Origin of the sequence: Delftia sp. ZNC0008 (genome assembly GCF_000799035.1) — a bacterium.
Classification (GTDB): domain Bacteria; phylum Pseudomonadota; class Gammaproteobacteria; order Burkholderiales; family Burkholderiaceae_C; genus Comamonas; species Comamonas tsuruhatensis.
In genome coordinates this window covers 1-12,699 of sequence record NZ_JTKZ01000364.1, presented here as the reverse complement: position 1 = coordinate 12,699, position 12,699 = coordinate 1, and the positions used below count along the sequence as shown (strand labels likewise).

The 12,699-nt window shown below is 64.0% G+C and carries 21 protein-coding genes; 8 read left to right on the top strand and 13 right to left on the bottom strand.

Going from position 1 to position 12,699, the window contains the following annotated elements; all coding sequences use genetic code 11:
• Window positions 1–137: 137 nt before the first annotated feature.
• The 13 genes from L995_RS31400 to L995_RS11925 form a co-directional block, all read right to left on the bottom strand.
• Window positions 138–791: a hypothetical protein gene (locus L995_RS31400; RefSeq protein ID WP_052195788.1), complete on the bottom strand. Its 654-nt coding sequence runs from the start codon at window positions 789–791 to the stop codon at window positions 138–140.
• Complete coding sequence (locus L995_RS11980; protein ID WP_047471955.1) at window positions 781–1,008, bottom strand: hypothetical protein; 228 nt, start codon at window positions 1,006–1,008, stop codon at window positions 781–783. Before L995_RS11980 ends, L995_RS31400 begins: the two co-directional genes overlap by 11 nt.
• Complete coding sequence (gene recT, locus L995_RS11975; protein WP_047471952.1) at window positions 1,005–2,039, bottom strand: recombination protein RecT; 1,035 nt, start codon at window positions 2,037–2,039, stop codon at window positions 1,005–1,007. Before recT ends, L995_RS11980 begins: the two co-directional genes overlap by 4 nt.
• Before the next feature lie 3 nt (window positions 2,040–2,042).
• Entirely contained in the window at window positions 2,043–2,999 is a 957-nt protein-coding gene (locus L995_RS11970; protein WP_047471950.1) for a YqaJ viral recombinase family nuclease, read from the bottom strand.
• 108 nt (window positions 3,000–3,107) lie between these two features.
• Window positions 3,108–3,392, bottom strand: coding sequence for a hypothetical protein (locus L995_RS11965; RefSeq protein WP_047471948.1), 285 nt, complete (start codon window positions 3,390–3,392; stop codon window positions 3,108–3,110).
• Window positions 3,389–3,604: a hypothetical protein gene (locus L995_RS11960; protein WP_047471946.1), complete on the bottom strand. Its 216-nt coding sequence runs from the start codon at window positions 3,602–3,604 to the stop codon at window positions 3,389–3,391. Before L995_RS11960 ends, L995_RS11965 begins: the two co-directional genes overlap by 4 nt.
• On the bottom strand, window positions 3,601–3,918 hold the full coding sequence (locus L995_RS31395; protein ID WP_052195787.1) for a hypothetical protein: 318 nt from the start codon (window positions 3,916–3,918) through the stop codon (window positions 3,601–3,603). The genes L995_RS11960 and L995_RS31395 overlap by 4 nt, the downstream gene beginning before the upstream one ends.
• Window positions 3,915–4,241, bottom strand: a complete 327-nt coding sequence (locus L995_RS11950) for a hypothetical protein (RefSeq protein ID WP_047471944.1) — start codon at window positions 4,239–4,241, stop codon at window positions 3,915–3,917. Before L995_RS11950 ends, L995_RS31395 begins: the two co-directional genes overlap by 4 nt.
• The gene (locus L995_RS11945; RefSeq protein ID WP_082001538.1) at window positions 4,229–4,900 is read right to left on the bottom strand and encodes a hypothetical protein; all 672 of its coding nucleotides are present in this window, start codon (window positions 4,898–4,900) and stop codon (window positions 4,229–4,231) included. The genes L995_RS11950 and L995_RS11945 overlap by 13 nt, the downstream gene beginning before the upstream one ends.
• Before the next feature lie 7 nt (window positions 4,901–4,907).
• Window positions 4,908–5,390 (bottom strand): hypothetical protein, encoded by a 483-nt coding sequence (locus L995_RS34325; protein WP_231574413.1) that lies wholly within the window; start codon window positions 5,388–5,390, stop codon window positions 4,908–4,910.
• Window positions 5,387–5,764, bottom strand: a complete 378-nt coding sequence (locus L995_RS11935; protein ID WP_156136047.1) for a hypothetical protein — start codon at window positions 5,762–5,764, stop codon at window positions 5,387–5,389. The genes L995_RS34325 and L995_RS11935 overlap by 4 nt, the downstream gene beginning before the upstream one ends.
• An 855-nt stretch (window positions 5,765–6,619) precedes the next feature.
• The gene (locus L995_RS33025; RefSeq protein WP_156136046.1) at window positions 6,620–7,414 is read right to left on the bottom strand and encodes a hypothetical protein; all 795 of its coding nucleotides are present in this window, start codon (window positions 7,412–7,414) and stop codon (window positions 6,620–6,622) included.
• Between the two features lie 10 nt (window positions 7,415–7,424).
• Window positions 7,425–8,132, bottom strand: coding sequence for a S24 family peptidase (locus L995_RS11925; RefSeq protein WP_047471937.1), 708 nt, complete (start codon window positions 8,130–8,132; stop codon window positions 7,425–7,427).
• Window positions 8,133–8,216: 84 nt separating this feature from the next.
• Between L995_RS11925 and L995_RS11920 the strand changes: the two genes are divergently transcribed.
• The 8 genes from L995_RS11920 (at window position 8,217) to L995_RS11885 (ending at window position 12,564) form a co-directional block, all read left to right on the top strand.
• Window positions 8,217–8,465 carry a helix-turn-helix domain-containing protein gene (locus L995_RS11920; RefSeq protein ID WP_047471935.1) on the top strand — a complete coding sequence of 83 codons (249 nt, stop codon included), beginning with the start codon at window positions 8,217–8,219 and terminating at the stop codon, window positions 8,463–8,465.
• A 93-nt stretch (window positions 8,466–8,558) separates the two neighbouring features.
• Window positions 8,559–8,765, top strand: a complete 207-nt coding sequence (locus tag L995_RS11915) for a hypothetical protein (RefSeq protein ID WP_047471932.1) — start codon at window positions 8,559–8,561, stop codon at window positions 8,763–8,765.
• Window positions 8,766–8,815: 50 nt separating this feature from the next.
• Window positions 8,816–9,007: a hypothetical protein gene (locus L995_RS11910; RefSeq protein WP_047471930.1), complete on the top strand. Its 192-nt coding sequence runs from the start codon at window positions 8,816–8,818 to the stop codon at window positions 9,005–9,007.
• A 49-nt stretch (window positions 9,008–9,056) separates the two neighbouring features.
• Entirely contained in the window at window positions 9,057–9,353 is a 297-nt protein-coding gene (locus L995_RS11905) for a hypothetical protein (protein WP_047471928.1), read from the top strand.
• A complete protein-coding gene (locus L995_RS31390; RefSeq protein ID WP_156136045.1) occupies window positions 9,346–9,735 on the top strand; it encodes an HNH endonuclease in 390 nt (129 codons plus the stop codon). Before L995_RS11905 ends, L995_RS31390 begins: the two co-directional genes overlap by 8 nt.
• Window positions 9,732–10,685, top strand: a complete 954-nt coding sequence (locus L995_RS33805) for a hypothetical protein (protein WP_052195784.1) — start codon at window positions 9,732–9,734, stop codon at window positions 10,683–10,685. Before L995_RS31390 ends, L995_RS33805 begins: the two co-directional genes overlap by 4 nt.
• Window positions 10,682–12,076, top strand: a complete 1,395-nt coding sequence (locus tag L995_RS11890) for a replicative DNA helicase (protein ID WP_047471926.1) — start codon at window positions 10,682–10,684, stop codon at window positions 12,074–12,076. Before L995_RS33805 ends, L995_RS11890 begins: the two co-directional genes overlap by 4 nt.
• A gap of 11 nt (window positions 12,077–12,087) precedes the next feature.
• Entirely contained in the window at window positions 12,088–12,564 is a 477-nt protein-coding gene (locus L995_RS11885; RefSeq protein WP_047471924.1) for a RusA family crossover junction endodeoxyribonuclease, read from the top strand.
• Window positions 12,565–12,699: the final 135 nt, after the last annotated feature.

Sequence of the window (12,699 nt, the reverse complement as noted above, 5' to 3'; positions counted from 1 at the left end):
CTCGGCTTTGCGCTCGGCCTGGGCCTGGGCGATCTGGGCGTCGAGTTCGGCCTTGCGGGCCAGCAGTTCGGTGTAGGAGGTCATGGGTGGTTCCTTGTGGCGCCGCGCGGGCGCCGTGGGTTGGTTCAGTGGATGGTTCAGGCCTGGTCGCCGGTCACGGCCGCCGCGAAGGCGTCTTCAGGCGTCTGCTGGTTGACCGGGTGGAACGGGTCTTCAGGCGGCTCGTCGCGGCCCTGGACCGGGAACGGGTTGTCGAGGTCCTGTTGCTGGTCGGCCGTGGCCGGCGCGATGAGCGTGATGGGCACTTCGTTCTGGGCGAGCAGGGCCAGCTTGCCCATGGTGCGTTCTGTCAGGTGCGTGGCGCACTGGACGCGGAAGCGGACCTGCACCGTGCCGCCCTCCTTGGGCTCGATCTTGAACTCGTTGACCTTGCAGTCCACAAGCTGGATCTCGCTCGCGCCGCCCAGGCCGTGGTCGATGGTCAGGGTGTAGCCGGCCAGCTCCTTGCCCCACTTGATCGGGCCCATGCTGGGAAAACGCAGGTTAGGCAGGCTGGCCACTTCTTCGACGCCATCCAGAGACTGCTGGGCGCCGTCGCCGGCCGCCGCCTCGCTGCGGTGGTAGAGCGCGTTGAGCAGGTGCCCGTCGAACGCGGACAGGATGCTGTTCGCCGCGTCGAGCTGGAAGGCCAGATCCACGGCTGGCTCCAGGTGATCTGGCCCATGCTTCTCGCTGCGCACGTTGATGCTGGCGAGCCGGGCGTTGGTGAACTCTTCGATTTCAAATGCCATGGGGATGGTCCTCGGTGGTGGTGGTGGAAACAGGGATGGGCTGGCCCAGGGCCTGGGCGGCGTACTGGCGGCCGAGCTTTTCGGCCTCCAGGGAGACGCGCAGGAATGCGCGGGCGACCTGCTCATGCGTGAGGTTTTCCGCGCCGATGGGCAGGCCCGTGATCAGGCCAGCCAGCCGCTGGGCGAACTCGGCGGCCGGGATGGTGGCGGCGCTCATGCCCCGGGCATCTCCGCGCGCAGGGCCTCGTACTTGGCGTTCAGGTTCTTCCGGTCTTCCTGGTCGGGCAGGTCGCCGATGAAGCTGGCTACCTCGTCCAGACGCTCCGGGGTCTTCGCCTTGAGCATCTGGTCCAGCAGCTCAGGAGCGGTGTAGCCGATGGCTGCTGGCGGGGCCGCGGCTGTTGCGTCTTCACCCGCCGGGGTGTCAATGATCTCGGTCGCGCCGCTGTCGATGATCGTGTGCGCATCGACTTCGATGTCGGCCAGGCTGCTGTCCCGGTCCTCGCGCTCCTGAGCGTCGATGTATTCGATGCTGACGGGCAGGTACTTGAAGAGCCGGCGCAGCACCGTCTTCTTCGCCATCTCATCGAAATTCGTGTGCCATGGCGAGTTCGGCTCGCGTCCGTATTTGCGCGCACTGGCTTCGGCCGCCTTCCAGCCCTGGGACTCGCGCATGATCCGCTCGATCTCGGCGCGGCCCATCAGCTCGAACTGGACGCCTCCGCCTTGGAGCTTGGCGACCGCGTACACGGCGCGCAGGGCGCCCCGGTCATCGTCTTCCCAGGCGGGCTCGTGCTGCAGGTCCGGGTCCAGGCCGAACTTCACGGAGAACATGTCCCGCTCATACACGGCCCGAGACTCAATGCTGACGATCTGGCCGCTGCGGCGGGCCAGGTCGATCATGCCCTTGTAGCCGAGGATGAACTGGACCTCGGTCTTGCCGGAACGACGGTTGTCGAACGGCAGCAGGTAGGCATGCCCCAGGGCGCCGCCTGGCTCGATGCCGAGCTGCGCGCACTGCATGACGGCGCCCATGAACGAAGCCGGGTCGGCCTGCATCAGCTTGGGCACCTTGCGCAGCTCGGTCAGCGCCACACGGGTGAAGCGTTCTGCATTCAGGTGCTTGGGCAGCGCCAGGGCGAACTGCTTTTTCATGCTGTCGCCGGTGATCAGGTCGGCCAACGTCTGGGGCTTGGTGTTTCGGGTCACGCCGCCCGTCGCGGCGGCCTTGAGAGCTTGGGTGGACATGGCTTAAATCCCTGTGGTGTCGAAGTGCTTGAGGTTGAACACGCGCTTTTCCCATTTGCGCGTGAACTGGCGGGCGATCTTGGGATGGGCCTTCTTGAGCTCGGCCTCATCGATGTAGCTGCCGGTGCGGACCTTCCATTCGCACGCGGCCTTTCCGTTGGGCATGAGAACCTGCGTATTCGTGCCCATGGCCTTGCGGATCTGGAACTCCAGGACCTCGGCTTCGGCCTCCCGGGCTTTGATCTCGGCGCGGATGAAGCGCATGCGCATCAGCCATTCGGACAACGCTGGGTCGGCTTGCATCGCGTCGGCCACGCCGTCCTCGGAGAAGAGGCGGTCGGTGTCGCGGATGCTGATGGGGTCAGGCGGCACGCCGGTGCGAACGTGATTGCCCCAGAAGTCAGCGCCACGGCTGCGCAGGGCCTGCACGGTCTCCTCGTCCCGGTCCACCGGATAGGCGCGCAGCTCGTCGGCGCCGAAGAGCGCGGCGAGAATGCCGCTCTTCCTGCCCGTGACGCCCAGGCCCCACATGACCTGGGCCGTGTAGTGCGTGGGCATGTGGTCCGTGTCGGACTCGCCCCATTCCTTCATCTTGAAGGGGTGCACGGTCTTCAACTCGACATTGGTGATCTCTTCGGCGCCGTCGAGCCGGACCTCGAAGTCGATCTCGGCTGCCATGAAATCGTGCTGCGGGTCACGGTAGCGGTTGTTGCTTCCAACGATTTCAACCGAGTGACCATCAGCCTCCAGGCGTTCGACCAGCATCTCCGAGACGACACCCTCCCAGCGGATGCCCCGCGTGAGCACCTGCTTGCGCTCACCCTCGGCCCTGGGCTTGATCTTGTCGAGGTACAGGTCCAGCGGGGTCTTCCAGGGGCTGATGCCCAGCACGGCGGCGATGTCGGAGCCGCCCAGGTACTTGGCCCGGTCGTGGCCGGGCGCGATGGTTTGCAGTGCCATTGAGGCCTCCAAATGAAAACGGCGCTCAGAAGGCGCCGGAAGTGAGGGCGGCCAGGCCGAACGAGACGGTGCTCAGGCCGAGCCAGAGGAAGAGGTGGAAGAGGGCGTTCATGGCGTGGCCTGCTCCTCTGCCTCCGCTTCCGCCTTCTTGGCCGCAGCCACACGCTGCGCGGCCTCCTTGGCGACCACGTCCTGCACGAACTCCAGCACGGCCAGAGGACGGTATTCCTGGGTGAGGTGGCCTTCACCGTGCACGCGCTTGATGGGCAGAGGGAACCCCTTGGGCTGCTGGCCGTTGCGCAAGGTGATGGACATGTAGGCGTTGCGCAGGAGGTGGTTCACTGCCCCATTGGCCAGCAGCTGGATGTCGTCGTCGGCGTAGTACTTGCTCATGCTTTTTCTCCCATGAATTTCTTGAGGGCCTTCTCGGCCACATCGACCTCCCAGAAAAAGTCCCATGACATGGGCTCTGGGTTGCCTCGGTAGCCGACGATTCCTGTGCTGCTCTGGGCGACCTCCAGCAGACGCTGGAGAGCGAGCGCGAGGCCGCCGTTGATCTCCGCGATGCGCAGCAGCTCGTCGGTGTTTGGGTGCTCGCGCGTCATGAGCTGGGCTCCTTCTCGCGGGCGCGCAGCATGGCGTCCGCGATCTCGTAGGAGAACTCGGAGACCCACTCCACGAACGGGCGGTCCTTCTCGTCCTTGGTGAACGCGCGGGCCAACAGGCCTTGCATCGCCAGCCCTGCGAAGTGGTCGCGCTGGGTCATACCCTGGGCAGCTTGCGTCGTGGCGGCGATGTACGCCCGGTCGCGCTCATCGGTGCCGCTCAGGCCTTCGCAGGCCATGTGACCGATGCGATGGACGATGGTCGGGTCTGCGATGGGAAAGGCGGGGCCGCCGCCGTGGATGAGGTGGCTCATGGAATCTCCTTGTGGCAGGTGTGACTGCCGTTTTCAAAAACAGGGGTGAGGCCCTCGCAGGCACGGGCCGCTCCGCGCGCAATGCGCTGGTCCTGTGTCGTGGGCTGGGGCTGCTGCGCTTCGGCCTGACCGCAGCCGGCCAGGGCCAGCACCACCAGCAGGCTCAGCACCAGGGCAAGCCAGCGGCCGTAGCGCCGCGGGCGCGACACGTCGAAGAAGGCCACTGCCTGCCGGGCATCGCACGGGAAGGCCTCGGCCAGCGTGCGGCGGTAGCGGGCATCGGGGTCGGGGTTGAAAGGCTCTGCCGGGATCACGCGCTGCATGGGGCGTCCTCCAATTGAGAAGGCCTCCCGGAGGAGGCCTGCTGAATACGCTTGAACTCGACCACCCAAACCCAGGGGTTTGCGCTCCAGGAGTCGGGACCGTTGATCGAAGTCCACAGCCAGCGGAATTGGTCGGACGGGTCAGCGTTCAGGCTGTCGGGCGACAGTGCGCCGGGCGCCCAGGTGGCGACACCCTCGCCCGCTGCATCCGTCTCGCTGATGTCCTGCAGGCGCTCCACGCGCACGCCGGTGATCTCCAGCGTGATGCGACTGGCCCAGCGCGGCATATGGATGCTGGGTCGCCAGCCGTGCCGTTTGCTTTCGCCGTCGGCCCTGTACTCCACGTCATCGGCGGTCAGGGCTGGCGGGTAGTAGCCCGTCTCGTGGTCGCATTCGTCCTTGAACCACCAATGCGACTCGCGCACCCACAGCCTGTCGCGCACGCCTCCATAGGGCGACGTGAACTGAATGGCGCCTTCTTCGTCGCCGAAGGTGGTCCCGTTGTAGACCTGGCCGCGCTCCTGCGGGTCTGGCACTTCGACAACATGGCTCAAGCTGTGGGCCATCGCTGGCTTGCAGATCCGGCGCGTCTGCGTCTTCGTGCCGGCCAACAGGGCGCGGACCATCGGCCCGCTGAACAGGATCGGTCGTTCTTTCATGGCGTCCTCAGATTGCATCGGCGCTGAACTCCAGCGCCTGGGGTTGTTGGGCGAGCGCGGCGCGGACCAGCTCGGGCGGCATCGGCTCTGAGAACTGGCGCTGCAGCGCGGCTTCGAGCGTTGCGCAGCGGGCCTCCTGCTCCAAAGCGGCGGCCACGCCCTCGCTGCAGTGCTCCAGCGCGAAATCCACCAGCGCGGTGTGCAGCTCGGCGGCGCTGGCCTGGCCGACCATCAGCCGCGCGAACACACTGCGCACCGGCTCGTTGTCGCAGTCCAGTGCATGCAGCAGCAGCTCGTCGGGCGACCAACCGCCGCGCGGACCTGATATTCGGGTCTCAAACCAGTCGGCGGGCTTGGTCAGCCGCATGCCGACGCGGATCTCGCGATCAGCCTGGACAGACCAGAAGTCGCTGGCAGCGTCATCGTCGCTCAGCCGCTGCACGTGGGCGTCCACGGCCATGGTGTCGAGGCATTGGGGGCGGGCGTTCATAGCGCGCTCCCAGTGGCCTTGGCGATCAGCGCAATCTCAGAAGACCATTCGGCATGCATATCCGCAAGATCCGAGCTTTCTTCCCATTGGCGTTGAACAGATTCAACGTCGCCACTCGGACGTTCGCGCGCCAACCAGTCTTCAAAAGCTCGCTCCTCTGCATTCTTGACGCGCTTTTTCATCGCCTCCAACAACTCCGGCGCGGCGGCGATGAGGCGGGCGTTGGCCTTTGCCTCCGGCGTGTGCGGCAGAAAATAGCCATCCCGACACTCGGCAATTTGCACGCCACGTGGCAAACCATCTGGCTGGTGCATAGGAGAACGAACCAAGGTTCCCATCGCTTCCCATGGGCCCGGGGTGTACTTGTCTTGCATGAAGCCTCCTTGCGGCCCGCAGGCCAGAAACGACAAAGCCAGCTCAATGGCTGGCTCTAAAGAAAAGGCCGCAGTCTCGCGTCGCTGGTTTGCGATCAATCCGACGCGTGCGGCTGGAAAGTGGTGGGCCACAGGCCCAGGTGAAGGTCGATGGAGCCGGGTCAGAACCCACTCCTAGGTTGATTTGCCAAATGGCTCCAGCTCCATCGCGGCGGCGTCCTGGGGGCAGGGCGCCTGCGTGATGGGCCCCTGTGCGCCAGGGGCGAGCGTCCGGTTACTCAATCCGGCTCCACTACGGGAAGGGTTCGGCCCGATGCACGAAGCGATCTGAGGCAGACTTGTGAATGAGGCTTGATTGATGCGTTAGGGGTTCGCCACTCCCGAAGTACCCCGTGCGCGCTCTGTGCGCTGCCTTTGCCCGGGTAACTCGCCTGTCGGCAACAGGCCGCGAGACTGCGCGGCCAGATGGTGGCCGGGTCTGCCGGCCTATTCGTGTCGCATGCGCTCTCCTTTTCTTGAGGGGTTGGTGTTCCCTTTCGGGGCTTGGCCGTATCGCATGACGGCTGACATCGCAGGTTCTTCCGGCCGCTGCAGGCCTCCACCCTGGGCCTCAGAAGGGCGCAGACCTCGGCGGCTGCTCAGATCGGGGATTCCGTCTCTGCCTTCTTCATCGGCTTGCTCGCAGCTGAGACACCTCAGGGTGCAGGTGCTGGACTGCGATGGGTGAATACTAGACGCGCTAGTGATGGTAGTCAATAGGGGCGCTAGTGATTGGTCAAAGTTTTTTCTCACGGACGCAAAAAAGCCCCGTCCTGCGGGGCTTGTCAGTTCGGCTGGCCTACTGCGCCTGGGTGCTCACGAAGCGGGTGGAGCGGAGGCGACCTCTGCAGTGGTGCAGGCCGGGCCTCCGTTATATTTTTGAACCTTGTTGATGTCGTCGTACATCATCAGAATGTTGGCCAGGTCTTTGTTGAAGTGCTCGAGCGGCTCCTTGGCGATTGTGATGTATCCCTTGTCCCCGGTTAATCTGGCCACTCTCTGTGAAGCGGAAGAGTATTTTCTTAATTGATCAATCTCTTGGCTTTTTAGAACGAAGTCGGCGCGCTCGTGTACCAATCTTGCATCGTTATCTCTTTCTACATCGTGAAGTTCAAAACTTCTTTCGAATGCAAGCTCTCCATCCGCAAGGAGCGACACCCTTCTCATAAAGAGCCATCCAGACTTCTCATGCACTGCAGGCGCGAGAATTATTTCTATAGGCTTGCACTCAACGGCTGCTATGTAAATCCCTACATTGCTTGCCGAATTTGAGATTCCGTCGAGTCGAGTCCACGTCGGTGTTAGATGATCCAGCTTTCGGAAAGCATCACGTTTGCCAAAAGCAAAATATCCATCCTTGCACTTGCCTTCTGAGGTCCAGGACGAACTCTGGCAGGCCAGGTATTTAGTCATTCCATCATCGTCTGTCTCAACGCCAGATACATGAAACGGCTTGAGCAGATCGGATCGCCAAATTTCCTTTGTGTAGACTGGCTTGGCCGGCGTCTCAGATTTACTTTCAGCGGTCGTTGAGGTAACACGATCAACTGATTTTTCTCCGCAGCCTGAAAGCGTGGCTACAACAAATGCAGCCGCCATAATCACTCTCATCCCTCTCTCCTTATATGCTGTGACATGTCCACCGAGTTCGTCCAATAATCTCGAAATCCTCATCTTCTTTCAGAATGCGCGGTGGATATGAGGAGTTCTCTGAAATCGCCAAGATGGATCCATCAGGAAGGCGAGTGAGCTTCTTTATCAAAAGGTCTCCGCCGCACCGGAATGCATAGAGCTTTCCGTCCTGAATTTCCGTTGAGCCTCTGTCCACAAGGACCACGCCGCCGCTGTGAATTACGGGGTAATTGCTGTCGCCGTCAGCATCCACCAGCACCGCGTCCTTCACATACATCCCGAGCTTTCTGATGAACTCGGGCCGGAAGAACAGAGAGGGGTTTTCCTCCTCATCGAACACGGCTCGGCCATGGCCATTCGAGAACTTGACAGCCATGTGGCGGATCGCCACGGACTCTTCCGTGGATTCTTGGGGGGAGACGGATGCGGCAGCAGCGGCCTCGGCCGCCAGTCGCGGGCTGAAGTCTGCAATGTCGCAGCCCAGCCCCCGCGCGAAGCCGATGGCGGCCTTCATGCTGATGGGCATGCCCTTGCCGTTCAGGCACTGCCAAACGGCTCCCTGGTTGCCGATGTCGTACTTTGCGCCGAAGGCTTCTTGTGAAAGGCCGTGGCGTGCCGCCAAGTAGAGGGTTTTCAGGCGGGCCGACTCTTCGAAGTTCTCCTGAGTCAGCTTGGAGGATTTGGAGGACTTTTCCATGTCGCGCGAAAAATAGCAGGCCTAGTAAGGAGTGCAACTAGCGCATCTATTGACGACATTGACTAGCGCAGCTAGTATCGCGGCATGAACACCATCAAAGCCATCCGCGAACGCCTGGGCCTGTCCCAGGATGCCCTGGGCCGAGGCATCGGCTGCACGCAGGGAAACATCTTCCATTACGAGCGCGGCCAGACCCTCCCACCTGAGGCCGCCAAGCGTGTGATCGCGTTCTCTGCTGAGCGCGGGCTGGCCCTGACGATGGATCAGCTGTACGGCCTGCAGCCGCTCCCCGAGCAGCCCGCCCCCCAACCCCAGCAGCCGGCCCAGGCCTGAGGCCTGCACCGCAATTCCCCGCGCGCTGCCCTGACGGCTGCCGCACCCCGAATCCCGATCCCAAAGAAGAACTGCCTGGAGGGCAAACGAACCATGTACGCCGACCCGAGCCACATCCGCAAGCACCGCGTGAACCTGTCGCTGAACGATGCAGAGGACCGCCTGGCCGAGGCCATGGCCGAGTTCAACGGGATGCAGAAGTCTGTGTTCCTGCGCGAGCTGATTTTGGAAGGGCTGTCTCGATTTCATGGCGGCAATTCTCGCGACGGTGCTACCGAAAAGCGAGCAGCACAACAGTGACGCCTCAGCGTCTTTCGAGCACCGATTGCGTAACGCGGAAATGAACTCCAGTGCCAAAACCTCGACACCTCCAGCAGCTGGACCTGACGGCCCAGGAATCGGCTGCGCTGGATGCCTACGCCCAGGCGCACGGGCTGACGCCCGAGCAGGCGGCCACGAAGCTGGCCCAGCAGACGCTGGCTGCCCGCTACCGACTACCCAAGCAGCAAGGCCGTGTGCTGCCCTTCAGGAGGCGGCCATGACCACCACAGGACTTTTCCGTAACGCAAATGTGCGGCTTGGGAGCGCGGCATGAACATCCAGATCCGTTTCGCCGGTGTCGATGGCCAGCCGCCACAGCCCATGCTGGTGGTGGACTTCGCGCCCACGCCGGTTTCCATGCCACTCGCAGATCAGGAGCTGGAGCTGCGCATCCAGGCCCAGGCCCTGCTGATGAGCGCCGACATGCTGGCGTTCGAGCGCACCAAGAACCTGATGTACCGCCGTTGTGCCGACCAGGGCAAGAAGGCCATGTATGCGTTGATCGGGCGCCGCTCGCCCGAGCGCCAGGCTGAGATGGCGCGTGCGCTGGGAGGTGGGCATGCGTGATCCACAACCGTTCTGGACTGACCACAAAGGACGTACATGGCCTGTGGTTCGCAGCAGCCGACGCCTCAAGTTCAAGTACCCGGCCCACGCGGCTCTGCGTGCCTTCGTCTTCCATCGCGATGGCTATGCCTGTGTCCGCTGTGGCGTCAAGGCTGTGAATGTGCCTGCGGACTACGACGGTGCTGAGGCGCTGCGTACCAACTCCCAGCTCAGCAGCGGCTGGCCCGACATGCTGGTCGCCGACCACGTCCTCACGCTTCGTGCCGGCGGCACCAGCACGATCCAAAACCTGCAGACGCTGTGCGAGACCTGCAACCGCCGCAAGCAGAAGGAAGACCGCAGCGCATTCGAGGCATACCGCGAGAAGGAGGCCTCGAAGTGATCGAAGCCGAGAACACAAAACCCACCCGCGCGCCGAGCCGCTACCGCAAGGTCGAGGTGCGCACCTGGGGCGACGAGAAATTTCGCCGCCTGTCGCCCATGCCCGCCTGTGGCCAAGGCCTGTGGCTGTTCCTCATTACCGGCCCCCACACAGGCCCCATTCCCGGTTTGTTCCGCGCTGGCCGTGCCGCCATGGCTGAGGAGCTGGATTGGGATCTGGAAGCCTTCGACAAAGCCTTCCGGGAAGTCTTCCAACAAGGGATGGTGAAAGCCGACTTCAAAGCCCGCGTCATGTGGGTTCCGAACGCCATCAAGCACAACCGGCCGGAGTCCCCCAACGTGGTCAAGAGCTGGGCCGCTGAATTCGACCTGATCCCCGAATGTGACCTGAAGCGCGAGGCTCTGGAGCACCTGAGAGCCAGTGTTCATGCGCTTGGAGAGGCTTTCGGGAAGGCTTTCGATGAGACTTTCGGGAAGGCTTCCCCGAAGGCTATGCCTAATCAGGAACAGGAACAGGAACAGGAACAGGAACAGGAAAAGAAAGAGCCTTACGGCTCTGTCGGCAGCGCCGACGACCAGCCCGGCGAAACCGCACCTGGAAAACCTGGACTGCCGAACTGCCCGGTGCAGGACCTGGTCGACCTGTACCACGAAGTCCTGCCCGAACTGCCGAAGGTTCGCCTGCTCAACGATGGCCGGCGCAAGGCGGTGGGCAAGCTCTGGCGCTTCGTCCTGACGAGCAAGAAATCCGACGGCACGGCCCGTGCTGAAACCGCTGAGCAGGCCGTGACCTGGATCCGCGAGTACTTCGGCCGTGCCCGAGACAACGACTTCCTGATGGGCCGCGGCTTCCGCAGCGCCGAGCACGCCGGCTGGCAGTGCGACCTGGACTTCCTGCTGACCGACAAGGGCATGAAGCACGTCATCGAAAAAACAAGGACCGCAGCATGAACTCCCGCTCCATGCCCCCCCTGGACGAAGATTTCGACGGCGCCGCCGCGATGCCACTGGCCAGCTACGAGGCTGAACACGCCGTGCTGGGCTCCCTGCTGCTGAGCAGCGGCCTGTACGACGTGGTGGGCGACATCCTGCAGCCTGCGGACTTCGCCGACGAGACACACGGCGCGATCTACGGCGCCATTGCAGCGCTGGCCGTGGCCGCCAAGGCTGTGGACCCGCTGACCGTGTACGAGCAGCTGCGCTGCGCGGTGGAGCTGACCTACCTGAACGACCTGGTGCAGGCCGGCTCCGTCTCCGGCTCCTCGGCTCGCCGCTACGCCGAGATCGTCCGGGAGCGGGCGCTGAGCCGCCAACTGCTCGGCGTGGTGGGCAAGGCGCGCGAGCTGGCGCGCGACCACGCGCTGCCCATCGGCGACCGCATCGAGCAGGTGTCGGCGCAGCTGGCCGGCCTGGCCTCCGATGGACCCGGCGACGAGTGGATCGGCGCAGACGCTGGCGTCGTGTCGTTCCTGGAAGACCTGGACCAGCGCAGCGTCGGCATCGAAGAACCGTTCCTTCCCACAGGCCTGCGCGACCTGGACCGCATCCTCGACGGCGGCACGCGGCCGGGCGACCTGGTTGTCATCGGTGCGCGTCCCTCCATGGGCAAGACCGCCCTGGCCCTGGCCATCGGCGAGCACGCCGCGAAGCTGGGCCAGACCGTCGCCATGTTCTCGCTGGAGATGTCGTGCGCAGCGCTGTACGAGCGCCGCATCGCAATGGAGTCCGAGGTGTCGATGAGCATCATCCGGCAGCCCAAGGGCCGCATGACTGACAGCGACTACGCGGCCGTGTGCAGGGCAGGGGAGTGCATCCGCCAGCGCCCGTTCTACGTGAACGACCGCACCGGCCTGAACATCAACACGCTGCGCACCAAGGCCCGCGCCCTGAAGCGCCGGCATGGCCTGCGCCTGCTGATCGTGGACTACCTGGGCCTGATGGAGGGCACGAACCCCAAGGACACGCGCACCGCGCAGCTGGGCGAGGTCACGCGCAACATGAAGAAGCTGGCCAAGGAGCTCGGCATCACCGTGCTGCTGCTGGTCCAGCTGAACCGTGAGGTCGAAAAGCGCGTGGACCAGATGCCCATGATGTCCGACCTGCGCGACTGCGGCGAGATCGAGCAGGACGCCGACATCATCCTCTTCCCCCACCGCCCCATCCACCTCAAGCCCAGCCTGGGCGATGCCTGGCGGTACTACGCCAGCCTGCGCGTGGCCAAGCAGCGCGGCGGCGCCACGGGCGATCTGAACCTCCGGTATGTGGGCCACCTGGTCCGCTTCGAGAACTGGAACGGCGACAAGCCGAGCACCACCCCTGGCCGTTCGGCCGACTTCGAGTGAAAGCCCCATCCATGATCACCCTCACTCTCCCGTACCCCATCAGCGCGAACCGCTACTGGCAGACCCGCGTGATTCGCAAGGGCGCGACCAGCATGGCCATGACCTATGTGAGCACCGAGGCCAAGGCCTTCAAGGAGCGCGTGGGCTGGTTGGCCAAGGCCGCTGGCGTGCGCAGCCCCATCGCCGGCCGTGTGGCCATCGCCTACACCCTGCACCCGCACCGGCCCCAGGACTGGGCGCGGCGGGCGAAGCGCGACCCCATGGCCTGGGACGACACCGTGCAGTGCATCGACCTGGACAACGCCCAGAAGGTGCTGCTGGATGCGCTCAAGGGCGTGGCCATCGAGGACGACCGTTGGGTGCGCAGCATCAACGCACAGCGCGGCGAGCCCGTCGAAGGCGGCAAGCTGATCGTCACCATCACGCCGCTGGCCGTGGCCACCGCGCCCGTGCCGGAGCAGGGTGACCTGCTGGGAGCGCAGGCATGAGCAAGCTTGGCCAGCTGAAGAAGAAGGTCGGGTTCGAGGGCAACGTGCCGCGCTGTGCGAACTGCCGCCACTACCGCGAGGCCAAGGTCCTGCTGTGCACCAACAGCAACACCTACCGCAAGAACCAGCATTGCG